The organism is Duganella sp. BJB1802, from assembly GCF_013369445.1.
GTDB lineage: Bacteria > Pseudomonadota > Gammaproteobacteria > Burkholderiales > Burkholderiaceae_D > Rugamonas > Rugamonas vulcania_A.
In genome coordinates this window covers 171,730-195,138 of the sequence record NZ_JABWEF010000010.1, presented here as the reverse complement: position 1 = coordinate 195,138, position 23,409 = coordinate 171,730, and the positions used below count along the sequence as shown (strand labels likewise).

Sequence of the window (23,409 nt, the reverse complement as noted above, 5' to 3'; positions counted from 1 at the left end):
TGATCTCCGACGTTATAAGAAAAATACCGGCTGGTGGCCGGCTGCCGGCATGATACCAAGATCGCAGTGCAGCAAGCAAAACAGTTATGCCCTTGTTACTTGCCGATACTTGAATGAGCGGATATCGCCGCGCCTTACTTGGTGCCGATGCTGTTGCGCGGCATGCTCTTGACGTCCTCGGCATTGACGATTTTCGCGTCCGTCGAACAATCGCGGCGGCGGATCGACGTGCCCGTGGTGGGCTCGGAACCGCGACAGGTCGTGGCGGCCGACGCTTGCGCCGGCGCGGCGTCGCTGGTGTCGGTGGTGGAAGCACAACCAGCGAGCAACCCGGCACAGAGGCCACCCAATACCCAGGATTGTTTGAAATTCATAGTCAAAATCCTTGTAAAGAAATTATGATTAATGTATTGACATCATATATTGATAACTAAAATAAATCTTGACTATTTTGAGACGACCGGTCATATTTGAGGCATGGCTAAACCTAACGTCAAACAACAACTCGTCGCCGCCGGCCTGGATCTGCTGCACAGCAAGGGCTTCAACGCCACCAGCGTGCAGGACATCACCGAGGCTGCCGGCGTGCCCAAGGGCTCGTTCTACAACCACTTCGCCAGCAAGGAAACGCTGGGGGTGGAGGTGCTGGAACGCTACGTCGAGGACGCCGCCGGCTACCGCGCCGTGCTGGACGACCGCAGCCTGCCGCCCAAAGAGAGGCTGCGCCAGTACTTCGACCTGCTGATCGGCTTCAACACCGCCACCGACTACAACCGTGGCTGCATGCTGGGCAACTTCAGCGCCGAGCTGTCGGCCCAGATCCCGGCCGTGCGCGAGTCGCTGTGCCGCAATTTCGACGGCTGGGCCGAACGCCTGGCGGCGGTGATCGCCGAGGCCCAGCGCGACGGCAGCGTGGCCGCCCCGCAGCCGGCGCTGGAGCTGGCCCATTTCATCATCGACGCCTGGCAGGGCGCGGTGCTGCGCGCGAAGGCCGCTCACAACCGCGCTCCGCTGGACCGCTATGCCGACATGGTTTTGAACCGCATCCTGTTGTGACGCGGTTTTTTTTGGCCGGGATTTAAGATGACCGGTCATATTGTTTTATATCATTTCTCACCGAAAGGAAACACCATGAAACTGAAAGACGCAGTCATCCTCATCACCGGCGCCAACCGCGGCCTGGGCAACGCGCTGGCGCAAGCCGCGCTGGCCGCCGGTGCGCGCAAGGTGTACGCAGGTGTGCGCAATCCCGCCTCCGTCACCCTGGCGGGCGTCACGCCGATCAAGCTCGACGTCACCAACCCGGCCGACATCACCGCCGCCGCGCAAGCCATCCCCGACCTGACCATCCTGATCAACAACGCCGGCATCTTCACCGGCAGCACCGTGGGCGCGGCGGACGCGGCCGCCGCGCTGCGCGCCGAGCTGGACACCAACCTGTACGGCCCGATGGCGCTCAGCCAGGCCTTCGCCCCCGCGCTGGCGCGCAACGGCGGCGGCGCCATCGTCAACATCCTGTCCGCGCTCAGCTGGTTCACGCTGCCGACCAGCGGCACCTACAGCGTGTCCAAGGCGGCCGCGTGGGCGCTGACCAACGGCCTGCGCGGCGAGCTGCACGCGCAACGCACGCAGGTGCTGGGCGCCCACATGGGCTATATGGACACCGACATGACCAACGGCGTCGACGCGCCGAAGTCGGCGCCGGCCGACATCGCCCGCGCCATCATGGAAGCGCTGGAGGCGGGCCACGACGAGGTGCTCACCGACGACACCGCGCACCAGGTCAAGCAGGGCTTCGGCGCTCCGCGCAGCATCTACCTGGGCGAACCGCGCGCGGCATAAGGAAAGCGCAAGCATCGGGCGGCGCGCCGGCCGCCCGGTCAATATGCGCCGGCAATCAGGTCCTGCAAATACCGGTCGTAGCTGCCGTCGTTCTTGAGTGCGAGCAGGCCGGCATTGAATTTCGCCAGCAGACGGGCAGTGCGCGGCTGGCGCCTGGGGAAGCGCAGGTAGCCGGACGTCGCGCGCAAGGGCCGCGCCTCCGTCGCAAACATGTTCTTGACCCCGGGAAGAAACAGCTTGGGATTGGACAGCAGCAGCCATCCGCTCATCTCATCGATGGGAAAGGCGTCGATCCGGCCGATGGCCACTTTTTTCAGGTTCAGCACATCGCGGGCGGCCACCTCCACATTGATTTTGCCGTCATGCGCCAGCGTCCAGAATTCGCCGGTGTAGGTGTACCCCAGGGTGGCGCCGATTTTAATGGCGTGCAGATCGGACAAGGTCTCCCAGCGGGGGATGGGCCTGGACTTCAGATGGAAAAACACCTCCTTGTGGCTGGAGATCGGGTCGCTCAAAATGAAGTCGACCTCGCTGTCCTGGCTGGCGAACCAGAACGCGCTGGCGTCGTAGCGTCCCACCCTGGTCTCGGCTTCCGCGCGCTTCCACGGCATGTAGGTGAACTTGACGTCGATCCCCACCCGCGCGAACGCGGCCGCGACCACGCGGTTGACGAACCCGCCGTAGCGCGCGCTTTCGCTGGTCCACGGCGGAAATTCGCCGGTGGCGATGGTGACCGTTTCCGCCCGGGCCAGTCCGGCAAAAGACAGGCCGAGCAACCACCACAGGACAATCGCCGCACCACGCATTGTTCCATCTCCAGGCTCGGAAAATCAAAAGTAGTATCCGGCCTGCAGATTGACCCGATGGGTGACACTATCATATCTGCTGGAAGTCGAGCCCAATCCACCAAAATCCGGCCCCATGTACGGCTGGTGCCGGCCCAGCATGTAGTCGGCGTAGAAATACCATTTGCCGGCGGAGAAGCTTAGCCCGGTCACGTTCTGTTGCGAGTCCTTGTAGTTGCCGACGCGCTTGGTCAGGACGCTGTAGTCGTTGTAGAGCTTGAAGCCGCTGAACGGCCCCACCGATCCCGGGATGTCATAACTGAGGTTGGCCACCAGGATGTCGCCCTTGGCCGCCACCGGATAGGGATAGCCGAACGCGCCCAGCATCACGAAGCTGTTCGGGTCCAGGCCGCCGTAGGTCTGGCCCGGCGCGTGCCGCGTGTGGTAGCTGTAGCGCAGGGCTTCGAGCATCACCCCGACGGGGCCGAACGCCCCCTTGTAGTGGACGGCGACGGCGTTGCGGCGCGAGTGTTCGCCGGCGCCGTTGCGTATCTCGCCGCTCAGGCCGGACAGGCCGAGCTCCTGTTTGTCGCCGGCGCCGAAGTGCCACGCGGCGCGCCCGGCCAACGTGTTGCGCTCGCTGTCCTTTTGCCCGGTGGCGTAGCCCTGCGCGTCGTCGTCCGCGACGATGTTGAACGAGTAGCGGTTCGACGCCCCGGCCGTGTTGGAACTCCCGCCGTACGATCCGCCGTCGCGCGGATAGAAGCCGAGCTGCCATTCCAGCGCGCCGGGCTTGCTGGCGTAGGTCACGCCCAGGTCATACATGTCCTCGAGGCCGGTGTAGAACGCCATCGATTCGTAGAAGTTGTTGGAGGCGAAGGGCAGCAGGCCGAACGGGATTTTATCCAGCCCCACGTGCACGGTGCTCTTGTCCTCGAAGCGCATGCCGACCCAGCCGTGGTGCAGGAAATGCTCGGTGTAGTCGCCCTGCCCCTGCGGGAAATCGTTGTAGCGATATTGGCCCGAACCGAGCCACCGGCCATCGTCGTAGTTGACGTCCAGGCGCGCCGTGTCCAGTCCGAAGAAGCCGTGCGGATGGTCGGGCTGCCAGTTCTTGTAGACGTAGTTAAACCGTATCGCGCCGCCGATGTGCAACGCGTCCTCGCCGCAGGCCGCGCCGCAGGCGAGCGCAGCCGCGCACAACGCGCCGCCCCGAAAAACCCTGGTCCAGTTCAGGTGCATGATTCCCCCCGCCACGTTGATCGAGACTTACTTGGCGCCCGCTTCCAGGCGCTTCAGGTAGGCCGCTTCGAGTTTGGCGGTGTCGACCTTTTTCAACTCGGCGTCGAACGCCTCCTGCATCGCCTTGCCGGCGGGAGAACGGCGGAAACAGACGTGCAGCGTGCTTTCCGTCAGCAGATGGTCGCTGAACATCACGCTGTCCCTGGCGCCGGTGTGCAGGGTCAGGTAGCGCAGCACCAGCCTGTCGATGACGATCCCAGGCACTTTCTTGCCGACCAGCTTGCGGACGTTGTTGGTATCGCTGCTGACCACCTCCACCGCTTGCTTGCCCTGCTTCACGGCGGCGTCGAACTCGGCGCTGTTGGCGTAGCCCTCCACCACGCCGATCTTGAACGCCGCCAGGTCGCTGGTTTTTTTCCACAGCACCGGCGTCTCCTTCAGGTAGCCGATCCCGGTCTCGCTCTTGCCGATCGGCTGGGACAAGTAGCATTTGCTCTCCGCCCGTTCAGCCGTGTAATACACCGGAAAATAGCCCGCATACTCGGGGTCGGACTCGCCCTTGGCGACCGTTTCCTTCCACTCGAAATATTTGACCTTGACGTTGTTGCCCAGGCGCTTCTCCACCTCCGCGACGACGGTGCCGGACAAGCCATCGCCGGGCAAGGTCGCTCCGCTGAAAGGCATCCACTCCAGGCTGGCCAGTTGTATGGTGGTTGCCGGCTGCGCCGCCGTGGCGTGCAGCGCGGCGCCGATGGCTGTTAAGGCGATGAATTTTTTCATTGCTCCCCCGTCCACATCGATCGGCAAATGCCGAGCAACCCCACCTTACACCAGGACCGGCAAGCCGAGCGTTGCTTTCCGGATACCGCATCGCAATAATTTGGCCGCCGCGAAAAATCGCCGGGACCGATACAAAATATTTTTTGATCGACGCAATAAAACACGTATTTTCGCGAGCAAAAAAGGTGCATAATTTCCCACTCAGCCAGGAAGAGTACGCATGTTCACGACCGGCTTGACATGCGTACATTCGTTTTCCCCGCCGGTAATCTTCGCGATCTTGTTTCGATACTGTTATTGCCACACAACCAGTTGTGAACAATTGTAAATCGACGTTGAATGAGCCCGCCACGGCGCTAAGGTAGCAGTCTCCACCTCGGGCGCGTCCGCCATCCAACGCTTGCCGCGCAGCCGAAGTCAGACGAAATACGGGAAACGTTATGCTTACTGCCACCTATGTCTTATTGACACTATCCATCGAACAAAAGAAAGAACGCCACTTCATCGCGCGCCTGCTGCAGTACGTGCAGGCGATCGCGCGCCGCCCGCAGGAAATCGATCCTGTGTTCATCGAGTCCCAGCTCAAGGAACTGACCACCTTTGCCGAAACGCGCCACCAGCGCAAGGTCGAGGCCTGCCTGATGCCGGCCGTGCGCGCGGCCGACGCCAGCTGCGGCGCCCTGATCAACGACCTCGAATCGCTCAGCCGCCTCGGCGGCGCCATGCTCAACGCGGTGCACAAGTGCCTGCGCCGCGCCATGCGCCGCAGCGCCTCGCAAGGCAAGTTCCTGTGCCGCACGGTGGACCTGTACTGCCAGAACCTGCTCAAGCGCCTCGACAAGGAAGAACAGGAACTGCTGCCGCTGGCGCAAAAGGTGATCTCCAGCGAGGAGTGGTTCGAGATCGGCAGCCAGTTCCTGGCGCAGGAGGACAACGGCGCCGCCACCCAGCCGGAGCTGCGTCCGCGCCGCGCCCGCATCTACGCCAGCGGCTCCGGCGCGGCGGCGGCCTGATCCGCCGCAGGCGCGGGCGCACTATTTGGCGCACTGTTGTTTTGCGTTCCGCCGCGCGCCGCTAAAGCTTGCCTAAGCAAAAACGTGCGGATAATATCGTCTGCATGCAGACCCCTTCCGCCACCGTACTGCACCTGCGCGGCGCCGCCGGCATGGACGCCATTTACCGCAAGGTCGGCTGGCGCCTGCTGCCGCTGCTGATGCTGTGCTACGCGGTCGCCTGCCTGGACCGCCTCAACCTCGGCTACGCGCAACGGCAGATGCAGGCCAGCCTGGCCTTCGGCGACGCCGTCTACGCCTGGGGCGCCGCGCTGTTCTTCGCCGGCTGCTGCCTGTGCCAGCTCCCCGCCAACCTGCTGCTGGAAAAAATCGGCGCCCGCAAGACGCTGCTGCGCATGATGCTGGGCTGGGGCCTGGCGTCGGCCGCCGCCGCCTTCGTCCGCACGCCGTTCCAGCTCTACCTGCTGCGCTTCGCGCAGGGCGTGTTCGAAGCCGGCTTCTATCCCGGCGTGATCCTCTACCTGACCTGGTGGTATCCGGCCGCGCGCCGCGCGCGCGTGTACGCGGTGTTCGGCTCGGCCGCGCTGCTGGCCGCCGCCGGCGCCGGGCCGCTGAGCGAAGCCACGCTGGCCGCGCTGCAGGGCGCCGCCGGCCTGCGGGGCTGGCAATGGCTGCTGCTGACGCAAGGCCTGCCGGCCGCGCTGCTGGGCATCGTCGCCTACGCCTGCCTGGCCGAGCGTCCAGACGACGCGGGCTGGCTGTCGCCGTTCGAACAGCTGATGATCGAACAGGACCTGGAGCGCGACGAGGCGCAACTGCAGGCCGCCGCGCCGGCCGGCCAGCCGGCGGACGACGCGCCTTTCACCTCGGTCCTCGCCTCGCTGCTGCGCGACCGCGCCCTGTGCCTGCTGGCCGCCGCCAACCTGCTGCTGATCGGCGCCAGCTACGCGCTGGCCTCCTGGGCGCCCGCGCTGGTGCAGCGCTGGGCCGAACAAAGCCATATGCAGCCTGGTCTGCTGGCCGCCATCCCGCACCTGGCCGGCGTCGCCGGCATGATCGCCATCGGCTACGACTCGGACCGCCGGCGCGAACGGCGCGGCCACTTCGTCGCCTGCATGGTGCTGGCCGCAGGCGGCCTGGCGCTGGCCATCGCCGCCAACAACGGCATGGCCTGGTCGCTGGCCGGGCTGGCGCTGGCGTCGCTCGGCATCGCCTCGGCCGCGCCGCTGCTGGTCGCCATCGCCACCGACCTGCTGTCGCGCCGGCGCGCGGCGGCCGGCATCGCGCTGGTGGTCAGCTCTGCGGCCTGGCCGGCGGCGCCTTCGGTCCCGCGCTCGGCGCGCGCATGCAGGCCTGGGGCGGCAGCGCCGCCATGCTGGCCGTGCTGATCGCCATGTACCTGGCGGCCGGCGCCATCCTGCTGCTGGCCCTGCGCCTGGCCCCGCGCCGCGGCGGCCCGGACGCGCGCCACGGGCGGACCGACAAGATGGCTCGCTACTGAAGCTTGGGCTAGAATCTCGGACGCGCCGCGATCCGGCGCTCCCGTTCACCCAACTTCAAAGCGACCCAACCAATGCGTTTTGTCCTGCCCTTCCTAGCCGCCGCCATGGCCGGCTCGTTCTCCGCCAGCGCCGGCGCCACTCCCACCCCGATCACGCTGGACCAGGCGATGTCCAATCCCGACTGGATCGGCAATCCGGTGGAAGCCGCGTGGTGGGGCTGGGACAGCCGCCAGGTCTACTACAAGCAAAAGCGCGCCGGCTCGCCGCTGCGCGACACCTACATCATCGCCGCTCCCGGCGCCGCCAAGGCGGTCGACGACAAGCAGCTGGCCAACCTCGACGCCGCCGCCCCGGTCTACAACCACGAGCACACGCGCGCCATCCTGCTGCGCAACGGCGACCTGTTCGAGCGCGACCTGAAGACCGGCACGCTGACGCAGATCCTGCGCGGCACCACGCCGGCCGCCGATCCGCAGTACGCGGCCGACGGCGCCCACGTGCAGTTCCGCGTCGGCAGCGACTGGTTCAGCTGGAGCCGCGCCGAGCGCCTGGTGTCGCCGGTGGCGCTGCTGCGCACCGCCAAGGACCCGGACGCCGCGCCGGACGCCGACAGCCGCCGCGACCTGCAACTGCGCCTGCTCTCCACGCTGGCGCGCCTGAAGGACGAAAAGGACGCCACCCGCGACCGCCGCAACGCCGAGCGCAGCGCCGACGCCACCCGCGCGCCGCTGCCCATCTACCTCGGCGAGAAGGTCGTCATCGAAACCAGCGCGCTGTCGCCGGACGGCCGCTACCTGCTGGTGGTCACCAGCGCCAAGGACGGCGACAAGCGCCGCGTCGGCAAGCTGGCCAAGTACGTGACCGAATCGGGCTACGAGGAAACCGACGACCAGCGCAAGCGCGTCAGCGACACCGGCCCGCAGCCGCACCAACTGAAACTGGTTGAACTATCGACCCGCAAGGTGAGCGAGCTGTCGTTCGACACCCTGCCCGGCATCGCCGTCGATCCGCTGGCCGAGCTGCGCGCCGCGCACAAGCTCGATCCGCTCAAGGGCAACCGCGCACTGCGCTTCGAAAACCGCGAGGACTCGATCCGCTGGAGCGCCAACGGCGCGCAGGTGGCCGTGATGGCGCAGGCGATCGACAACAAGGACCGCTGGATCGCCACCGTCGACCTGGCCGGCGCCAAACTGAAACCGGTGCACCGCCTGAGCGACGCCGCCTGGGTCAACAACCGCGGCAACGACTTCGGCTGGCAGCCGGACAACAGCACGCTGTGGTATCAATCGGAGGAAAGCGGCTACGCCCACCTGTACACGCAGACCGCCGACGGCAAGGCGCGCGCGCTGACCTCGGGCAAATGGGAAACCAGCGAGATCGAATGGAACGCCGACGGCAGCACCGCCTACTTCCTGTGCAATCCCAAGCTGCCGGGCACCTACGAGGTGTGCTCCACCTCCACCAAGGACGGCGCCCTGCGCGAACTGACATCGCTGGGCGGCGTGGAGAGCTTCGCGCTGTCGCCGGACGGCCGCAAGCTGCTGGTACGCTACTCCACCGCCTACATGCCGACGCAGATCGCCACCGTCGCCAGCAGCGGCGGCGCCGCCACCCAGCTCACCGACACCCGCAGCGCCGACTTCAAGGCGCGCGAGTGGATCGCGCCGCAGATCGTCGCCGTGCCGTCCACGCATGGCGCCGATCCGGTGTGGGCCAAGCTGTATCGCCCGGCCACGCTGGAAGCGGGCAAAAAATATCCGGTGGTGATGTTCGTGCACGGCGCCGGCTACCTGCAGAACGTCAGCAAGCGTTACCCGGTCTACTTCCGCGAGCAGATGTTCCACAACCTGCTGGTGGAAAAAGGCTACATCGTGCTGGACATGGACTACCGCGCCTCGCTGGGCTATGGCCGCAACTGGCGCACCGCCATCTACCGCCAGATGGGCCACCCGGAACTGGAAGACTACATCGACGGCTTGAACTGGATGGTGGCCAACCACCAGGGCGATCCCGCCAACGTCGGCATCTACGGCGGCAGCTACGGCGGCTTCATGACCTTCATGGCGATGCTGCGCGCACCGGAGCAGTTCAAGTCCGGCGCAGCGCTGCGCCCCGTTACCGACTGGACCACCTACAACCACGAGTACACCGCGAACATCCTCAACACGCCGGAGCTGGACCCGGACGCGTACAAGATCTCGTCGCCGATCGAATACGCCGATCAGCTGAAGGGCAACCTGCTGATCGCCCACGGCATGATCGACGACAACGTCTTCTTCCAGGATTCGGTACGCATGGCCCAGCGCTTCATCGAACTGAAGAAAGACAACTGGGAGCTGGCGCCGTACCCGATGGAGCGCCACGGCTTCGTCCACCCGGAGAGCTGGTACGATGAATACCGCCGCATCTACCAGCTGTTCGAACGCACGCTGAAAAAATAAGGAGATCCATGAAAAAGTTCGCCGCCCTGCTGCCGCTGGCAGCACTCATGTTTGGACCGCTCGCGGCCCACGCCCAAACCAGCGCCGTGAAACACCCGGCCTGGTCGCGCAGTTCCAACGTCTATGAAGTGAACCTGCGCCAGTACAGCAAGGAAGGCACGCTGAACGCCTTCGCCGCCACGCTGCCGCGCCTGAAGCAGATGGGCGTCGACATCGTCTGGCTGATGCCGTTGCACCCGATCGGCCAGCAAAACCGCAAGGGCACGCTGGGCAGCTACTACGCGGTGAAGGACTACCAGGCCGTCAGCCCGGACTACGGCACCATGGACGACCTGCGCAAGCTGGTCAAGCAGGCGCACGCGCTGGGCATGCACGTGATCCTGGACTGGGTGGGCAACCACACGGCCTGGGACCACCCGTGGGCCACCCAGCATCCCGACTGGTACAAGAAGAACGACAAGGGCGAAATCCACTCCGTCAGCTTCAAGAACGAAGCCGGCGGCACCGAGGAATGGACCGACGTGATCGGCCTCGATTACGCCAACAAGGACCTGTGGAAGGGCATGACGGAAGCGATGGCGTTCTGGGTGCGCGAGGCCGGCATCGACGGCTTCCGCTGCGACGCCGCCGGCCTGGTGCCGACCGAATTCTGGAACCAGGCGCGCACGCAGCTCGACAAGATCAAGCCGGTGTTCATGCTGGCCGAATCGGACGAGCCGGCGCTGCACGAGAAGGCGTTCGACGCCAGCTACGACTGGCCGCTCAACGCGCTGATGCAAAAAATCGGCAAGGGCCAGGCCGGAGCGGCTGAACTGAAGGCCTTCGTGGCCAATCCGCCGAAGGCCTACCCGCGCGACGCCTACCGCCTGCAGTTCACCAACAACCACGACATCAACTCGTGGCAGGGCACGGACAAGGACTTGTACGGCCCGGCCTATGGCGCGATGGCGGTGCTGAGCTACACCCTGCCCGGCATCCCGCTGGTGTACAGCGGCCAGGAAGCGCGGCTGGACAAGAAGCTGGAGTTCTTCGAAAAAGATCCGATCGACTGGAAGACCTACGAGCTGGAAGGCTTCTACGCCGGCCTGAATCAGCTGAAGAAGGAAAACCAGGCGCTGTGGAACGGCGCCAGCGGCGGCGTGGTGCAGCTGCTCGACGTCGGCAACGACCAGCTGTTCGCCTTCAAGCGCCAGCAGGGCAAGAACAATGTGCGCGTGATCGTCAACCCGACCGCCACGCTGCAGAAGTACAAGCTGGCCGGCGAAGAAGGCCAGGCCGTGCTCAAGCCGTGGCGCTGGCGCATCGTCGTGCCGGAGTAAGGCCTACTCGGTGGCCAGCCGCTTGGCCAGGCGATACAGGTACTCCTGGCCGTCGTACAGCGACTTGACGCGGATGTGCTCATTCAAGCCATGCGCGCCGCTGCCTTCCGGGCCGGCGAACATGCCGCTGATGCCGTAGGTCCAGATGCCGCCGCTGTTGAGGAAACGGCCGTCGGTGCCGCCGGTCGACATGGTCGGGATCACCGGCACGCCGGGCCACATATCGTTGCTGATCTCCTCCACCGCCTTCATCAGCGTCGGCGTCAGCGGCGGCATCGGCGCGCTCAGGCCCTCGCCGATGCGGGTGATCTTGATCTGGTCATCGGCCAGCACGCGCTGCAGCGTGGCCTGCACATCGTCCACCTTCTCGTCCGGCAGGATGCGGCAGTTGACGGTGGCGCGGGCGCGCTGCGGCAGCGCGTTGTCGGCATGGCCGGCATCGACCCTGGTCGCCACGCAGGTGGTGCGTACGGTGGAGTTGTGCACCGGGCTCACCGCGTACAGGCGCTCCAGCGCCGCCGCGTCGGGCGGATCGCCGAGGATGGCCTTCATGTCGGCGGCCACCTGGCCCTGCTCCACCGTGGACATGCGCTCGTAGTAGGAGCGCGTCACGTCCGACAGCTTGAACGGGAAGGCGAAGCGGCCCAGGCGCGACAAGCCCTCCGCCAGATGGTAGATGGCGTTGTCGCGGTACGGCGCGGAGCTGTGGCCGCCGGGATTGGTCACCTCCAGCTGGAAGCTCTGGTAGATTTTCTCGCCGGCCTGGATGCCGTGGCGTACCGGCTTGCCCTGCTTGTCCAGCAGGCCGCCGCCGCCTTCGTTGAGCGCGATCTCGGCGTCGATCAGCGCGCGGTGGTGATTGAACAGATACTCGGCGCCGTCGAATTTACTGGGCACCATCTCCTCGTCGCAGGTCAGCGCCATGACGACGTCGCGCTTGGGCGCCAGCTTTTCCTTCTTGTAGCGGATCATATTGGCGACGAAGGACGCGGCCATGGCCTTGTCGTCGGACGCGCCGCGCGCGTAGAACATGCCGTCCTCCTCGACCAGCTTGAACGGATCGCGCACCCAGTCGGCGCGGTTGGCCTCGACCACGTCGATGTGGGCCAACAGCAGCAGCGGCTTCTTGCTGCCGTCGCCCTTGATGCGCGCCACCAGGTTGCCCTTGGCGGGACCGCCGGGCGGCACGATCAGGTGCAGGTCGGCGTCCTGGAAGCCGGCCGCCTTCAGGCGCTTGGCCATCTTGTTGGCCGCCACCGTGCAGGAGCCGGTGGAATTGGTGGTGTTGGTTTCCACCAGTTCCTGATAAATCTCGCGCATCTGCTTCTGCACCGGCGTCAGATCGGCGCCATGCGCCGCGCCCGCCACCACCAATCCCGCCGCCAACCAGGTCGCCCGCTTCATAGTGCTCCTATCGATGTCATGCAAAGCGACTAACTTATACCCCGAAATTATTACTGTCAATAAAAGTGCTGGGAGGCCCTTGCCAAACCCCAGGGGGCGTCTGCTATAATTGCGGCCCTTGGCCTGGTAGCTCAGTTGGTAGAGCAGAGGATTGAAAATCCTTGTGTCGGTGGTTCGATTCCGCCCCGGGCCACCAAGAACATACTTCACGAAACGCCAACCATTACCGGTTGGCGTTTTTTGTATGTGGGCTCACAGTCCTTGTGTCCGGTCCATTTCCCCGCCTTCCACGTCGTGGTTTAAGCCTTCTGGGCCTTCTGGGCCGCCGCGAAGACGTCACGTGCGGACGTTGTACCCGCTACATGCTCCGTACCCTCGACGCCGAGATCCATCCATCCTGCATTCACGGCTTCAAACATTTCTTCGGCAGGTCCGGTGTGCCCCTTCGGAATGCCGAATTGCTCGAAAGCTTCCGCCCATCCTGCACGTGGGACTGCAAAGGCTTTCACATGAAGATTCAGGACTTCACCCAATTGCTCCGCTACTTCATCTGCGGTGACCATCGAACCGAGCTCGACGACGCGCCGCCCCGACCACACCGGCCCAGTCAAAAGGCTTGCGACCTCCGCGCCGATATCGTTCGTCGCGACCATGGTCGATTTCCGGTTTGTCGGATTGTAGTAGACCGGTAGCGTTCCGCCTTGGGCGACCTGCAAGCCGTAGAGGAAGTTCTCGTAGAATCCACCGGCGCGCACAAATGCAATTGGTGATATCAGGTCGCGAAAACCTTGCTCCAGAAGCGACAAGGCTGTGATCATCCCAAGCCCGCTGGTCCTGTTCGCCCCCATCGACGAAAGCGCCACCACCCGTGGCGGCGCTGCCTTAGCAAGCGCCTCGACATAGCTCGCAATCACGCCCTTGGCCTCTTTGTAATCGGGCGAGGGAGCCCAGACAGCCGGCAACATGACAAACGCGCCTTCGACGCCCTTGAGCGCCCGCTCGATGGCTGCCGAGTCACCCCAGTCACCGTCAACCAGTTCCACGCCCCGGTTCGCCCAGCTTGACGCCTTCTCGCGATCACGGACTAGCGCGCGTACTTGCTTACCTTGCGCCAACAGATGTTCTGCCGCTGCGCCGCCCACTTTTCCCGTTATTCCCATTACTAAAAACATACGTTTCTCCTGACATTGAAGAGGCAGAGCACTGCCCCCGGTTGCTAAAAAAATTGGCGTTTCTTCTGAACTTGAGGGACACAACACAGTCCCTGTTGGCTCAACGAATGAGCGGAAGAATCGCCCGGATACGGGGATCGCGCGCGTAGAGACCACCCCATGCCATCGTGCCCAGAAATAGGGAAATGATTTCCGGCGGTGACCCCAACTCACCAATGCGGACGTGGGCGCAGATAGCGCCGCCCAAAAAGCCCGTCAAGAGGATTGCGCCGAGGACGGCGGTGGCCGGGATGGCGTAAAGGATGGTGCAAGCAAGTAGGATCGAACCCACGACGTGAGTTAGGTTCATCGCGAAGCCGGTTTCCTGCAACATACTCGCGATCTGTGCCGGCGCGAAAAGCTGGATAGCGCCGTCTGCCAGCAGAGCGATAACGACAAACGCGCTCATTATCCGGCCGGCCCAAATGGCGCGATGCGAAGTCAAGGTTTCTGGTACCCGATGTGGGTTCATAGTTTCAGCCATTTGTCATTTCTCCGATGGGCTATCTCAATATTCGGAGCATACTGTGTCTTTCAGGCGTGATAAACGCCTATGAAATGAACGCACTGTTCTCTTTATAGTGATCAATTGCATACCAAGGCACGAAATGCAAAATCTCGAACCCCTCCTCATTTTCATCACGGTAGCGGAAATGGGGAGCTTCACCCACGCCGCCGAAAGTCTGGGCATCCAAAAGGGACGAGCCTCAACGGCGGTACGAAAATTGGAGGAAGATATCGGCGTCAGGCTTCTGCATCGGACGACGCGTAACGTGCAGTTGACCGAAGACGGGCGGGTATTTCATGCACGTGCACGCGATCTGCTTGCTGAAGTCGATGATCTGCACTCAATGTTCGCAGGCGATCGAGTTACACTTCGCGGGCGCTTACGCGTTGATCTGCCGAGTGAGCTGGCGCGCACCACTATCGTGCCAGCCTTGCCGATCTTCATGGAGACTTATCCCGAGTTGGAGCTGGAAGTATCAAGCACGGATCGCCAAGTTGATCTGGTTCAAGAGGGGTTTGACTGCGTATTGCGACTTGGTCCCATCGGAGACGAGACGCTGATTGCCCGCCCGCTGGGCAAATTACGCATGGTCAACGCCGCCAGTCCGGCCTATTTGGCGCGCTACGGCATTCCTCGATCACTGGAAGATCTGCAGCGCCAGGAACATCGGGCAATTCATTTCGCGAGGACGCTCGGCGCTAAACCTTATGGATGGGAGTACCCGCACGGCGACAGTTATGCAAGGCTTCAGTTGCGAGGTGCGCTGCACGTCAACAGCGTACAGTCCTACGAAGCAGCTGGCATCGCCGGCCTTGGCCTGATTCAGGCACCACTGTTGGCGATTGGCCGGTACTTGGAGAGTGGAGCGTTGATAGAGCTTTTACCAGATTTTCAGCACAAGCCGCTCGACGTCTCCCTGGTAGTAGCGCATCGGCGCAACTTGTCGCGCCGAGTCCGCACCTTCATGAAATGGATCGAAAACGTGCTCGCCCCCTACCTGGAATAGTGCACCGAACGGCTTGGCCCCGCCCTCGAAATCAACATTCTGAGTTGATGTCCTTGGACGGCGGTAGCTTAAACCTCAAGCTCGGCGGCATGTGCTGACGCAGTTCATCCGCAGCGTGCTTAAGAGGTGCTACGCTTGCCTATCACACCCCGATAAACGGCATACAATATGGCTATCCTGTCCTTCCGGTGCAAACAAACCAAAAGGCTGTTCGAAGGAAAGGCAGTGCCCAAGTTCGCAAATTTTCGCTCCAGTGCAGAACGGAAGCTCCAGCTACTGGACAGCGCAGCCACATTGGATTTCTTACGCTCTCGGCCCGGAAATCATCTGGAGGCGCTCAGCGGCGAGCGCCGGGGCGAATACAGTATTAGAGTGAATGCGCAGTTCAGAATCTGCTTCGTCTGGACAGAAGGCGGGCCGAAAGACGTGGAAATCATTGACTACCACTAACTGATCAAGGCTGTGAAATGATGAAGAATGAAATGCGGCCCATCCATCCCGGCGAAATCTTGCGGGAGGAGTTTCTTGCCCCGTTAGGGATGACGCCACATGCGTTGTCGAAGGCGCTTCGTGTGGCACCGTCCCGTGTCAACGACATCGTCAACGAAAAACGTGGCGTCACCGCAGATACCGCGCTGCGGCTCGCGCGCTACTTCGGTGGCGATCCGCAGTCATGGCTCAACCTGCAACAAGCATATGATTTGAAAATGGCCACCAGACTGGCAATGAAAAAAATTATCGATGAGATCGAGCCGCGTAACGTCGGCGGCAACAACGGCCAAGCATTGGCAGCGTGAACGCTGGCGAGCCGACACAAGTCTTGAAAATCCTTGTGTCGAACATACCTCACGCAACGCCCACTCATGCAAGTGGGCGTTGTCGCTTCTGGGGCGGCAAACGCCATTTCAACCGAGCGTCCGTCGACCGGCGATTCGGCCCTGCTTGGCTACCGCAGATCCGAATTCAACGTCGCCGTGTAGCATGTTTGACGAATTCCTGTCCCAACTCAGCCCCTCCGACAAGGAGAAAGGCCAAAAAATCCAAGCCGACTTATTCGAAAAAATGCGAAGCGTGACGCCGGTGACCGACCGGTATAAGTTGCCTGATAATTGGACGGCCCCCAAGGGATAAAGCCCTCTCGCACCGGCTCCAACAAGAACAGCAACATAACGCCAACCCATTGCAGGTTTGCGTTTTTGTTTCCGACGCAGGAAATCCTGGCTTCCGGCTGCGCGCCCTCCAGTACATTTATCCCCGCGCATAGTGGACCGGCGCCATTCCCTCATGGCGTGAGAACGCAACGCTGAAGGCGCTTGCCGAGCTATAGCCGACGCGTTCGGCGACGTCCGCGATCCGGCAGCCGTTTCGCAGCAGGTTCTTTGCAAGCGCCATGCGCCAAGTGAGCAGGTATTTCATCGGCGCGACTCCCATGGCATCGGTGAACCGCGCAAAGAATGCCGATCTGGAAAGGGCCGCCTCCTGCGCCAACAGTGCGACGGTCCAGGCATGGTCGGGGACTCGGTGCATTCCTCGCAACGCCGCCGCCAGGCGCTCGTCAGCGAGCCCGCGCAACAAACCCTTCGACTCTGGTTTCACTTCGTGGCCGCGGATTGCTTCGATCAGAAGAACCTCCAGCATTTTCTGCAAAACGATATCGCGCGCAGGGCGCTGCTCGCGGGACTCATCGCGCACCAGTTCTACAAGCGAAGCCAACCTGCGTGCCCCGTGCACATGAATGAGTTCAGGCAGGAGGGAAACCAGCAAAGCCGCATCCGGCGAACCAAATACGCAGTGGCCAACGATCAGTCGAACGTCATGCGGGCCATATGCGATCCCGAGCCTGAACTCGCCAGGTCCGAGTGCGAGCGGGGGCGTATCGAACTCCTGGCCGACCGGCGCGATGCTCGACATCGCAAAATCATATGCGGCAGGGATCAGGACGAAGTCGCCTTCCGCGAGTGTGATGGGCATGCGCCGGTCCAGTGTCAAAAGACAGCTGCCCTCGAGGACGACGCAATAAAAAGGTTGTCCCATTTCCGAGCGCCGCACCCGCCACGCACCAGCTCCGGCAACGACTTTCGAGAGCGCCGCCCCAGGCTGCAACAACGCTACCACCTCTGCGAATGGATCGATCAAGCCAGGACTCCTACTAATGAAATGTGGACTTCTGATTGTAGCAAATCCTGCTACGTTGAACTATTGTTCTCAGCTTGTTCACCCACTTAAAGGAACACACCATGAGAACCGTTCTGATCACCGGCTGCTCTTCCGGATTCGGTCTTGAAACCGCCCGTCATTTTCTCGCGCGAGACTGGAAGGTCATCGCCACGATGCGGACACCTCAGCAACACAAGCTCCCGCAATCGGAACACCTGCGCGTGATCGCACTCGACGTTACCGATCCGCACAGCATCCGTCAGGCGATCGAAGCCGCCGGCCCGATCGACGTCCTGGTCAACAATGCGGGAATCGGCGTGATGGGGGCTCTGGAAGGAACCTCAATGGAAACCGCGCGCGCAATTTTCGAGACCAACACCCTGGGAACGATGGCCGTGACGCAGGCCGTGCTACCCCAGTTCCGGGCACGGCGCGCAGGCGTCATCGTCAATGTGACGTCGATTGTGACGGCCGCGCCATTCCCTCTGATCTCTGTCTATGCGGCCAGCAAGGCGGCGGTCGATGCGTTCAGCGTATCGCTGGCGCTCGAGCTGGCTCAATTCGATGTCCGCGTACGTCTGGTGCAGCCCGGCCGCGCGCCCGGCACACGTTTCGGAGAGCACGCGAAAGCTCGGATGACAAGCGACAGCATCCCGGCGCCCTACGCAGCCTTCGCGCAAGGCATCTTTGAAGGCATGGCGACTTCGTCCGCCGTCACCAATCCGGAAGACGTTGCGGAAGCAGTCTGGCGCGCGGCAAGCGCCCCGTCGTGCCCGATTCGGATAGCTGCGGGCGAGGACGCGCTCGCGTTGCTATAACTAACGCCTTCCTCCAGTTCCACACGGCGGCAGCACAAAATATCAAAACCGATGCGCCGCCCTGTCGCATCATGGTTGCCTTGTCAATCAACCGGGAATCCACCATGCAAATCGATCACCAACAGGTGTGGGAAACGTACACGTCCGCCTGGAAAGCAGAAACTGCCGACGACACGCGCGCGCTGTTCGAAGTCAGCCTGGAGCGGGAGTGCACCTACCGGGACCCGCTGACCAAGGTCGACGGCTGGGACAACCTGATGGCCTATATGTCGAACTTCCACCAGCAGATCCCTGGCGGTCATTTCGTCACGCGCCGCTTCCGCTACCACCAGGGGCAGAGCGTCGCGCAGTGGGACATGCTGGACCGGCTGGGCAATGTCATTGGTGACGGCGTCAGCGTGGGCCATTACAATGAAGCCGGCCGGCTTGTGGCAATCGCTGGTTTCTTCGATATCTGAACATCTCCCGGCGTTGCGATGGAGTCCCTTTGAATTACCTGAATCAAATCCAGCAAGGCATCGACTTCATCGAAACCAATCTGGAGGAGGACATCGCCTTGACAACGGTGGCGCGCGAGGCAGGCTTGAGCCAATGGCACTATCAGCGCATTTTCAAGGCGCTGACCAAGGAGACGCTCAAGACCTATATCCGCTCGCGCCGCCTCGCCAACGCGCTGGATAAATTGCTGGAGACGCGCCTGGGCATCCTCGATATCGCCCTCCTGGCTGGCTACAACAGCCAGGAAGCGTTCACGCGGGCCTTCAAGGAACACTACGCACAAACGCCCAACGAATTCCGGCAACGCGGGCGGCGCAATCTTATCGTGCGCAAGCTGAAAATGGATGAGGACTATCTACGCCATGTCCACCAGAACATGGAGCACATCCCGGAGCTTGGCGCACGGCCGGCGATGCTGCTGGTCGGCATGCACACACGTTTTTACGGCAGCGAGTCGGACAAGAACAACTTGGGCGAAAAGCTGCCGCCCCTTTGGGAGCGCTTCATTGCGCGGCTGAAGGAAGTGGAACACGCGGTGCCGGGGTGCTGCTATGGCGTGGTGCTGCCGGTGGCGGGCGACTCCGATGAACTGGAGTACTACGCCGCCATCGAAGTGCGGCAAGCCGACGCGCTTCCCGCGGGCATGCACAGGATAGAAGTGCCGGCCGCGACGTACGCGACTTTTCTGCACCACGGCTTGGGCAAGCTGGTCGACCGTACGGTGGACTATATTTATTCGAGCTGGCTATGCCAGTCCGCCTACCGCCACAACGGCGGCCCCGATCTGGAAATCTACGACGCCAGCTTCGATCCGCTGTCCGAACGCTCGCAAATGCGCTACGCCATTCCGATCGCCTGACGACAGCGGCAGTGTGCCGCACTGGCACAGCTCATGCCCCGCCATCCCGGCGAAATCTTGCGCGAGGAGTTTCTTGCCCCGTTGGGGATGACGCCATATGCGCTGTCGAAGGCGCTTCATGTGGAGCCGTCCCATATCAATGACATCCTCACTGAGAAACGCGCGATAACCGCAGATACCGCGCTGCGGCTTGCGCGCTGCTTCGGTGGCGATCCGCAATCATGGCTCAACCTGCAACAAGCCTATGATTTGAAAATGGCCGCCAAAGCCGCTTAGCCTGCGCCGCCTTCGCCGATCTCCTGCAGCGCCAAGGCCGCCATCGTGCGTATGCCCTCGTACGATTTGGCCGACGCGATGAACCTGCCGTTGTGGCAGAAGCCCGCGTCCGCCACCCCCGTCACCGCCGCCAGCTCGGCGTCGCGCAGGCCCGCCCACGCTTCGGGCAGGTCGGCCCGCGCATCGAAACTCTCCGCGCTGACTGACACGGTGTGCAGCATGTGGCGCTGCTCGGCGACGTTATGGCTGATGACGAACAGCACCTTCGGCATTTCCTTGCGTACCACCTGGCTCCACGGCAGCGCGCCGTTTTTCAGGAACAGCACCTTGCCGCCTTCAAGCACCTCCCCTTGCCGGACCTGCTCCAGCGCGAGCAATGCGCCAACCCGGTAGCGCACGGCATTGAGCATGACGTCGGTCAGCATGGCCATCGCGCGGCGGAACTGCTCCATGCGGTAGGCGTCCACTGCCTCGCCGTAGCCCAGCCTTTGCTCGTCGAGCCAGTTGGTGTTGTAGCCCGAGACCACCGCCGACAATCCATACCCGCCCGGCGCGCTCTTCGCGGCGCCCACATCCGACAAGTCGAGATACTGCACCACGTCCGCATCGATACCGTAGGCCACTTCCCGCGCCTTGTCGTCCGCCAGTTGATGCCCGCAATGCGCCAGGGCCAGCGCCGCGACGCAGCGCGCGCCATACTCCCGCCAGACCAGGCCCGCGCTGGCATACGGCACGCCGCTCTGCCGCGCACCGTCGAAGCCTTTTTGATGGTGGTCGAAGCGGCCGGTGGCCGGGTCCCAGATGCCGCCGACATCGACCGCAAAGTCGGCCGCCTCAATGGTCGCCGGATCGCGCGTACGGACAACGTCCGCGTCGGGGAATAAAATCTTCAGTACGGCCACCGCCCACGCGTCGTCCGCGTGAAACTTGCCGCTGTGAGTCGCTATGATCATGCCTGGTCCTATCGTTAAACGACCGACATGATATACCGTCACGGCCGCAGCATCGCTGGCGAGGCCAATTGAGGCTTGAAGACGCCATTGGACCGCGCGGCGCGTGGGGCTCCACTATCGCCACGCCTTCATCTGGACGGCGATTCAAACAATAGCCTGACGGCGATGCCCGCGCACCGCCGTCGGCGCAAAGCCGAAGCGGTCCCGAAAGCGCATGGCGAACTGCGAGGGGGTCTGGTAGCCGACCGCGAGCGCAATCTGCGTCACCGGTTGGGCCGTCGATTGCAGCAGCTGCAGCGCGAACGTCATCCGCGCATCGACCAGAATTGCGCTGAGCGAAGTGCCCTCGTCGGCGAGCTTGCGTCGCAACGTCGCCTCGCTGACGGCGAACTCCGACGCCACGACACCGGCGCTCCATTCCCGCGCCACGTCCCTGCCGACCATGCGCCTGAGCTTGACGGCCAAGGTCAAGTCCCGGGACTGCTCGAACCTGCCGCCGTGCAGGCCCATCCACAGCAGCAGCTCGGCGGCCCGGTGCCGCGCGATATCGACCGGCACGCGCCCGCCCTCCATGGCCTCGGCCGCCCGACCGAACGCCGCGATGAAATCGGCCGGCGCGCCGACGATGGGCAGCGCATGCCGGATCACGGCCTGCTGGGCATGGGCGTCGGCGTGCGCGGCGATCAAAGCGCCATCCCACGCCACCCACCGGGCCCGATAGCTTCCCTGCTCGCCGATCCGGTTCGTGACATCGACCGACTGGCCGCCCGCCAGCGCGATCGCCTCCCCTGCATGTATCTCGCAGGCGCCGCCCGGCCACCGCAACGATTTGGAGCCCTGCTCGACCACGATCACTATCGGGCCCTCGATGAACAGGCGCTTGAATGCCAGTTCCTGCTCCTGCGACACGCCGGCGGTCGCGCCCACACCGGGACGCAGCGCGATCCGGGGTTCGCTCCCGGTTGGATAGGCAATCATGGATACCTCACTGGCGGAATGATTCAAACCCGGCGTGGCCCCGGCCGCGCTAGCGCGCAAACTGCGCGGTAAAGCTGGCCTTGCCCAGCACGGCGCCACCGATGCCCTTGTTCAGCACGAACGCATACAGGGCGGGCGCGCCGGACCGCGGCACGCCGCCGGCGGCTGGCAGGTCGCCGACAGCCAGGGCATACACCGTGAACACGTAGCGGTGGGGCCGGTCGCCGGCCGGCGGGCACGGACCGCCGTAGTTGCCGTTCCCGCCCGTCGCGCCGGTGTCTTGAAAATCGGACGTGCCGCCGTACGCCGGCGCCGGCAGGCTGGCCGCCCGGTTGCCCGCTCCCTGCGCCAGGCCGGTCGCCGAGGCCGGAATATTGTACACGGCCCAGTGCCAGAAGCCGCTGCCGGTCGGGGCGTCAAGGTCAAGCATCTGCACCGCGTAGCTCCGCGTGCCGGCCGGCGCATCGCTCCAGACCAGCGCGGGCGAGAGGTTCTCTCCGGCGCAGCCGAAGCCGTTGAGGAGATGGCGTTGGGAGAAGGTGCCCGACTCCAGGTCCGGGCTGGACAGCGTAAAGGCCGGCGTCTGGGCCATGGCGGCGGCCCCCCAGGCCGTCAACAGGGCGCCGAAGGCGAGAGCAAGCAGTTTGTTGGTGTTCATCTGGTCTTTCCGGTCGGGTTGGGAAGGTGCGTTGAGACCATGCCAGCGTACCGGCCCTGCGGCCGACCCGCCGTCGCGGATCGCTCGACTTCTGTCGCCAAACGATCACGGCGGGCTCTTCCGCCATCCCGTCGACGCGCCCCGCCCCATCACGGCATCGGACTGGCGCCCTGGGATTTCGCGCCAGCCGCCCCGCCGCTGACAAAGATGACATCGATCGCCGCGTGGTCGGAAGGATTGCCGGCCGCCGCCCCGTACAACGACGCGCTCTGCACCACCAGCTTGCGCGAATAGACGAAGTCGATGGTCGATGCCTCGAACGTCGGGCCGATGAAGTCCTTGCCGGCCTTGACCGCCGCCAGGCCGTGCGCGGCGAACGCCTGCTCGATCGCCGCCGACTGCTCGGCGTTGCGCTCGAAGTTGTTGAAGTCGCCGGTCACGATCAACGGCACATCGGCAGGCGCATACGTGGTGAGGTGCCGGCCGATGCTGCGCGAATCGGCGACGTGGGCGGCATACTGGCCGCCGTTGCAGTCCGCATGCCCGCCCCAGGCGATGCACAAATGGGTGGTGGCGATCACCACCGTCTCGCCGCTCGCCTTGTTGCGGAACTGGCTGAACACCGCCAGGCGCTCGCCGCCGCCGTCCGCACTGACCGCGATCCTGGACCACGGCGCGCCGCCCGGTTCCCAGCGCGTGCTGTCGTAGAAGATCGAGGCATCCTGAAGTTCGCCGGCCAGCTTGTAGTCCGGGCTGAGCTGGTAGCGGTCGTCCGTCAGCCGGTATTCGTTCTCCTGGGTGGTGACGAAATCGTGGCGTTGCTGGTTGACGTACTGCGACAGCTTGACGATTGGCGGCGGCTGTTTGGCCGGGTCCATCGCCGACCAGGAAAACAGATTGGCCTGCAACACGCGGATGGTGCCGGCCTGGGCCGCGTTCGCCGCGGCCAGCGCCAGGATCAGCAAGAGATGAGGGTATTTTTTCGGGTGCATGTCCGGCAGCGCGCTCTCGGGTTGGTGACGCACGGTGTATGCATCGGCCGCCAGATGATAGCGTGTTCCGTCGGCCGGGGGAATCGGCCGATACAACCGGCCGCTCTATGGCATAGACTGACCACGTGGCGAGCCCGCCGAGGGTCCGCTGGCCATGCAAGGCCGGC

The 23,409-nt window shown here is 63.7% G+C and carries 27 protein-coding genes and 1 tRNA gene; 16 read left to right on the top strand and 12 right to left on the bottom strand.

Annotated elements, in window-relative coordinates; genetic code table 11:
- Positions 1 to 134 precede the first annotated feature (134 nt).
- The gene (locus HUX88_RS17445) at positions 135 to 374 is read right to left on the bottom strand and encodes a hypothetical protein (protein ID WP_147330562.1); all 240 of its coding nucleotides are present in this window, start codon (positions 372 to 374) and stop codon (positions 135 to 137) included.
- A gap of 103 nt (positions 375 to 477) precedes the next feature.
- Here HUX88_RS17445 and HUX88_RS17440 point away from each other — a divergent pair, with 103 nt between their 5' ends.
- On the top strand, positions 478 to 1,056 hold the full coding sequence (locus HUX88_RS17440) for a TetR/AcrR family transcriptional regulator (RefSeq protein ID WP_117015816.1): 579 nt from the start codon (positions 478 to 480) through the stop codon (positions 1,054 to 1,056).
- 75 nt (positions 1,057 to 1,131) lie between these two features.
- Positions 1,132 to 1,842: an SDR family oxidoreductase gene (locus tag HUX88_RS17435; protein WP_176362584.1), complete on the top strand. Its 711-nt coding sequence runs from the start codon at positions 1,132 to 1,134 to the stop codon at positions 1,840 to 1,842.
- Between the two features lie 38 nt (positions 1,843 to 1,880).
- Here HUX88_RS17435 and HUX88_RS17430 read toward each other — a convergent pair whose 3' ends face one another.
- Genes HUX88_RS17430 through HUX88_RS17420 form a run of 3 tightly spaced genes read right to left on the bottom strand, consistent with a single transcriptional unit; the run spans position 1,881 to position 4,649 of the window.
- Positions 1,881 to 2,648, bottom strand: coding sequence for an ABC transporter substrate-binding protein (locus HUX88_RS17430; RefSeq protein ID WP_176362583.1), 768 nt, complete (start codon positions 2,646 to 2,648; stop codon positions 1,881 to 1,883).
- Positions 2,649 to 2,672: 24 nt separating this feature from the next.
- The gene (locus HUX88_RS17425) at positions 2,673 to 3,869 is read right to left on the bottom strand and encodes a hypothetical protein (protein WP_229219396.1); all 1,197 of its coding nucleotides are present in this window, start codon (positions 3,867 to 3,869) and stop codon (positions 2,673 to 2,675) included.
- A gap of 27 nt (positions 3,870 to 3,896) precedes the next feature.
- Positions 3,897 to 4,649: an ABC transporter substrate-binding protein gene (locus HUX88_RS17420; RefSeq protein WP_117015813.1), complete on the bottom strand. Its 753-nt coding sequence runs from the start codon at positions 4,647 to 4,649 to the stop codon at positions 3,897 to 3,899.
- 440 nt (positions 4,650 to 5,089) lie between these two features.
- Here HUX88_RS17420 and HUX88_RS17415 point away from each other — a divergent pair, with 440 nt between their 5' ends.
- From HUX88_RS17415 to HUX88_RS17400, 5 genes are all read left to right on the top strand, one after another.
- The gene (locus tag HUX88_RS17415) at positions 5,090 to 5,662 is read left to right on the top strand and encodes a hemerythrin domain-containing protein (RefSeq protein WP_117015812.1); all 573 of its coding nucleotides are present in this window, start codon (positions 5,090 to 5,092) and stop codon (positions 5,660 to 5,662) included.
- 104 nt (positions 5,663 to 5,766) lie between these two features.
- Entirely contained in the window at positions 5,767 to 7,050 is a 1,284-nt protein-coding gene (locus HUX88_RS17410) for an MFS transporter (protein ID WP_229219395.1), read from the top strand.
- A complete protein-coding gene (locus HUX88_RS32445) occupies positions 7,008 to 7,163 on the top strand; it encodes a hypothetical protein (RefSeq protein ID WP_229219394.1) in 156 nt (51 codons plus the stop codon). Before HUX88_RS17410 ends, HUX88_RS32445 begins: the two co-directional genes overlap by 43 nt.
- 72 nt (positions 7,164 to 7,235) lie before the next feature.
- On the top strand, positions 7,236 to 9,605 hold the full coding sequence (locus HUX88_RS17405) for a S9 family peptidase (RefSeq protein WP_229219393.1): 2,370 nt from the start codon (positions 7,236 to 7,238) through the stop codon (positions 9,603 to 9,605).
- Positions 9,606 to 9,613: 8 nt separating this feature from the next.
- Positions 9,614 to 10,924, top strand: a complete 1,311-nt coding sequence (locus HUX88_RS17400; protein WP_176362582.1) for an alpha-amylase family glycosyl hydrolase — start codon at positions 9,614 to 9,616, stop codon at positions 10,922 to 10,924.
- 3 nt (positions 10,925 to 10,927) lie between these two features.
- Here HUX88_RS17400 and HUX88_RS17395 read toward each other — a convergent pair whose 3' ends face one another.
- Entirely contained in the window at positions 10,928 to 12,328 is a 1,401-nt protein-coding gene (locus tag HUX88_RS17395; protein WP_176362581.1) for a M20/M25/M40 family metallo-hydrolase, read from the bottom strand.
- Between the two features lie 120 nt (positions 12,329 to 12,448).
- Between HUX88_RS17395 and HUX88_RS17390 the strand changes: the two genes are divergently transcribed.
- Positions 12,449 to 12,524 (top strand) — tRNA-Phe (locus HUX88_RS17390).
- Positions 12,525 to 12,627: 103 nt separating this feature from the next.
- On the opposite strand, the gene HUX88_RS17385 is transcribed toward HUX88_RS17390, so the two are convergent.
- Together HUX88_RS17385 and HUX88_RS17380 are read right to left on the bottom strand one after the other, a co-directional pair.
- Complete coding sequence (locus tag HUX88_RS17385; RefSeq protein WP_117015808.1) at positions 12,628 to 13,500, bottom strand: NmrA family NAD(P)-binding protein; 873 nt, start codon at positions 13,498 to 13,500, stop codon at positions 12,628 to 12,630.
- A gap of 100 nt (positions 13,501 to 13,600) precedes the next feature.
- Positions 13,601 to 13,948, bottom strand: coding sequence for a DoxX family protein (locus HUX88_RS17380; protein WP_229213595.1), 348 nt, complete (start codon positions 13,946 to 13,948; stop codon positions 13,601 to 13,603).
- A 199-nt stretch (positions 13,949 to 14,147) separates the two neighbouring features.
- Between HUX88_RS17380 and HUX88_RS17375 the strand changes: the two genes are divergently transcribed.
- The 4 genes from HUX88_RS17375 (at position 14,148) to HUX88_RS31860 (ending at position 16,184) form a co-directional block, all read left to right on the top strand.
- Complete coding sequence (locus HUX88_RS17375; protein WP_176362580.1) at positions 14,148 to 15,053, top strand: LysR family transcriptional regulator; 906 nt, start codon at positions 14,148 to 14,150, stop codon at positions 15,051 to 15,053.
- Between the two features lie 168 nt (positions 15,054 to 15,221).
- Positions 15,222 to 15,503: a type II toxin-antitoxin system RelE/ParE family toxin gene (locus tag HUX88_RS17370; RefSeq protein ID WP_117014261.1), complete on the top strand. Its 282-nt coding sequence runs from the start codon at positions 15,222 to 15,224 to the stop codon at positions 15,501 to 15,503.
- Positions 15,504 to 15,520: 17 nt separating this feature from the next.
- Entirely contained in the window at positions 15,521 to 15,850 is a 330-nt protein-coding gene (locus HUX88_RS17365) for a HigA family addiction module antitoxin (protein WP_117014262.1), read from the top strand.
- 184 nt (positions 15,851 to 16,034) lie between these two features.
- Complete coding sequence (locus tag HUX88_RS31860) at positions 16,035 to 16,184, top strand: hypothetical protein (protein WP_217916360.1); 150 nt, start codon at positions 16,035 to 16,037, stop codon at positions 16,182 to 16,184.
- Positions 16,185 to 16,301: 117 nt separating this feature from the next.
- On the opposite strand, the gene HUX88_RS17360 is transcribed toward HUX88_RS31860, so the two are convergent.
- The gene (locus HUX88_RS17360; protein WP_176362579.1) at positions 16,302 to 17,189 is read right to left on the bottom strand and encodes an AraC family transcriptional regulator; all 888 of its coding nucleotides are present in this window, start codon (positions 17,187 to 17,189) and stop codon (positions 16,302 to 16,304) included.
- Between the two features lie 101 nt (positions 17,190 to 17,290).
- Here HUX88_RS17360 and HUX88_RS17355 point away from each other — a divergent pair, with 101 nt between their 5' ends.
- From HUX88_RS17355 to HUX88_RS17340, 4 genes are all read left to right on the top strand, one after another.
- On the top strand, positions 17,291 to 18,028 hold the full coding sequence (locus HUX88_RS17355) for an SDR family oxidoreductase (RefSeq protein ID WP_176362578.1): 738 nt from the start codon (positions 17,291 to 17,293) through the stop codon (positions 18,026 to 18,028).
- Positions 18,029 to 18,132: 104 nt separating this feature from the next.
- Positions 18,133 to 18,486, top strand: a complete 354-nt coding sequence (locus HUX88_RS17350; protein WP_229219392.1) for a nuclear transport factor 2 family protein — start codon at positions 18,133 to 18,135, stop codon at positions 18,484 to 18,486.
- A gap of 29 nt (positions 18,487 to 18,515) precedes the next feature.
- Positions 18,516 to 19,385 carry an AraC family transcriptional regulator gene (locus tag HUX88_RS17345; protein ID WP_117014266.1) on the top strand — a complete coding sequence of 290 codons (870 nt, stop codon included), beginning with the start codon at positions 18,516 to 18,518 and terminating at the stop codon, positions 19,383 to 19,385.
- A gap of 33 nt (positions 19,386 to 19,418) precedes the next feature.
- A complete protein-coding gene (locus tag HUX88_RS17340) occupies positions 19,419 to 19,661 on the top strand; it encodes a HigA family addiction module antitoxin (RefSeq protein ID WP_176362576.1) in 243 nt (80 codons plus the stop codon).
- Here the strand turns inward: HUX88_RS17340 and HUX88_RS17335 are convergent.
- The 4 genes from HUX88_RS17335 to HUX88_RS17320 form a co-directional block, all read right to left on the bottom strand.
- On the bottom strand, positions 19,658 to 20,614 hold the full coding sequence (locus tag HUX88_RS17335; protein WP_176362575.1) for an MYG1 family protein: 957 nt from the start codon (positions 20,612 to 20,614) through the stop codon (positions 19,658 to 19,660). The two genes, HUX88_RS17340 and HUX88_RS17335, sit on opposite strands and share 4 nt — an antisense overlap.
- A 144-nt stretch (positions 20,615 to 20,758) precedes the next feature.
- Entirely contained in the window at positions 20,759 to 21,592 is an 834-nt protein-coding gene (locus HUX88_RS17330; protein ID WP_176362574.1) for a helix-turn-helix transcriptional regulator, read from the bottom strand.
- Between the two features lie 49 nt (positions 21,593 to 21,641).
- Positions 21,642 to 22,250 carry a YbhB/YbcL family Raf kinase inhibitor-like protein gene (locus HUX88_RS17325; protein WP_176362573.1) on the bottom strand — a complete coding sequence of 203 codons (609 nt, stop codon included), beginning with the start codon at positions 22,248 to 22,250 and terminating at the stop codon, positions 21,642 to 21,644.
- Between the two features lie 149 nt (positions 22,251 to 22,399).
- Entirely contained in the window at positions 22,400 to 23,275 is an 876-nt protein-coding gene (locus HUX88_RS17320) for an endonuclease/exonuclease/phosphatase family protein (RefSeq protein ID WP_217916359.1), read from the bottom strand.
- Between the last annotated feature and the right edge of the window lie 134 nt (positions 23,276 to 23,409).

Bases quoted from the DNA above. Each gene is read 5' to 3' on its own strand.
- HUX88_RS17425 (WP_229219396.1), bottom strand. From the start codon at position 3,869: ATGCACCTGAACTGGACCAGGGTTTTTCGGGGCGGCGCGTTGTGCGCG.
- HUX88_RS17335 (WP_176362575.1), bottom strand. From the start codon at position 20,614: ATGATCATAGCGACTCACAGCGGCAAGTTTCACGCGGACGACGCGTGG.
- HUX88_RS17445 (WP_147330562.1), bottom strand. From the start codon at position 374: ATGAATTTCAAACAATCCTGGGTATTGGGTGGCCTCTGTGCCGGGTTG.
- HUX88_RS17380 (WP_229213595.1), bottom strand. From the start codon at position 13,948: ATGAGCGCGTTTGTCGTTATCGCTCTGCTGGCAGACGGCGCTATCCAG.
- HUX88_RS17375 (WP_176362580.1), top strand. From the start codon at position 14,148: ATGCAAAATCTCGAACCCCTCCTCATTTTCATCACGGTAGCGGAAATG.
- HUX88_RS17420 (WP_117015813.1), bottom strand. From the start codon at position 4,649: ATGAAAAAATTCATCGCCTTAACAGCCATCGGCGCCGCGCTGCACGCC.
- HUX88_RS17355 (WP_176362578.1), top strand. From the start codon at position 17,291: ATGAGAACCGTTCTGATCACCGGCTGCTCTTCCGGATTCGGTCTTGAA.
- HUX88_RS17385 (WP_117015808.1), bottom strand. From the start codon at position 13,500: ATGTTTTTAGTAATGGGAATAACGGGAAAAGTGGGCGGCGCAGCGGCA.
- HUX88_RS17350 (WP_229219392.1), top strand. From the start codon at position 18,133: ATGCAAATCGATCACCAACAGGTGTGGGAAACGTACACGTCCGCCTGG.
- HUX88_RS17370 (WP_117014261.1), top strand. From the start codon at position 15,222: ATGGCTATCCTGTCCTTCCGGTGCAAACAAACCAAAAGGCTGTTCGAA.
- HUX88_RS31860 (WP_217916360.1), top strand. From the start codon at position 16,035: ATGTTTGACGAATTCCTGTCCCAACTCAGCCCCTCCGACAAGGAGAAA.
- HUX88_RS17325 (WP_176362573.1), bottom strand. From the start codon at position 22,250: ATGAACACCAACAAACTGCTTGCTCTCGCCTTCGGCGCCCTGTTGACG.
- HUX88_RS17400 (WP_176362582.1), top strand. From the start codon at position 9,614: ATGAAAAAGTTCGCCGCCCTGCTGCCGCTGGCAGCACTCATGTTTGGA.
- HUX88_RS32445 (WP_229219394.1), top strand. From the start codon at position 7,008: ATGCAGGCCTGGGGCGGCAGCGCCGCCATGCTGGCCGTGCTGATCGCC.
- HUX88_RS17330 (WP_176362574.1), bottom strand. From the start codon at position 21,592: ATGATTGCCTATCCAACCGGGAGCGAACCCCGGATCGCGCTGCGTCCC.
- HUX88_RS17410 (WP_229219395.1), top strand. From the start codon at position 5,767: ATGCAGACCCCTTCCGCCACCGTACTGCACCTGCGCGGCGCCGCCGGC.
- HUX88_RS17430 (WP_176362583.1), bottom strand. From the start codon at position 2,648: ATGCGTGGTGCGGCGATTGTCCTGTGGTGGTTGCTCGGCCTGTCTTTT.
- HUX88_RS17415 (WP_117015812.1), top strand. From the start codon at position 5,090: ATGCTTACTGCCACCTATGTCTTATTGACACTATCCATCGAACAAAAG.
- HUX88_RS17365 (WP_117014262.1), top strand. From the start codon at position 15,521: ATGATGAAGAATGAAATGCGGCCCATCCATCCCGGCGAAATCTTGCGG.
- HUX88_RS17440 (WP_117015816.1), top strand. From the start codon at position 478: ATGGCTAAACCTAACGTCAAACAACAACTCGTCGCCGCCGGCCTGGAT.
- HUX88_RS17395 (WP_176362581.1), bottom strand. From the start codon at position 12,328: ATGAAGCGGGCGACCTGGTTGGCGGCGGGATTGGTGGTGGCGGGCGCG.
- HUX88_RS17340 (WP_176362576.1), top strand. From the start codon at position 19,419: ATGCCCCGCCATCCCGGCGAAATCTTGCGCGAGGAGTTTCTTGCCCCG.
- HUX88_RS17435 (WP_176362584.1), top strand. From the start codon at position 1,132: ATGAAACTGAAAGACGCAGTCATCCTCATCACCGGCGCCAACCGCGGC.
- HUX88_RS17405 (WP_229219393.1), top strand. From the start codon at position 7,236: ATGCGTTTTGTCCTGCCCTTCCTAGCCGCCGCCATGGCCGGCTCGTTC.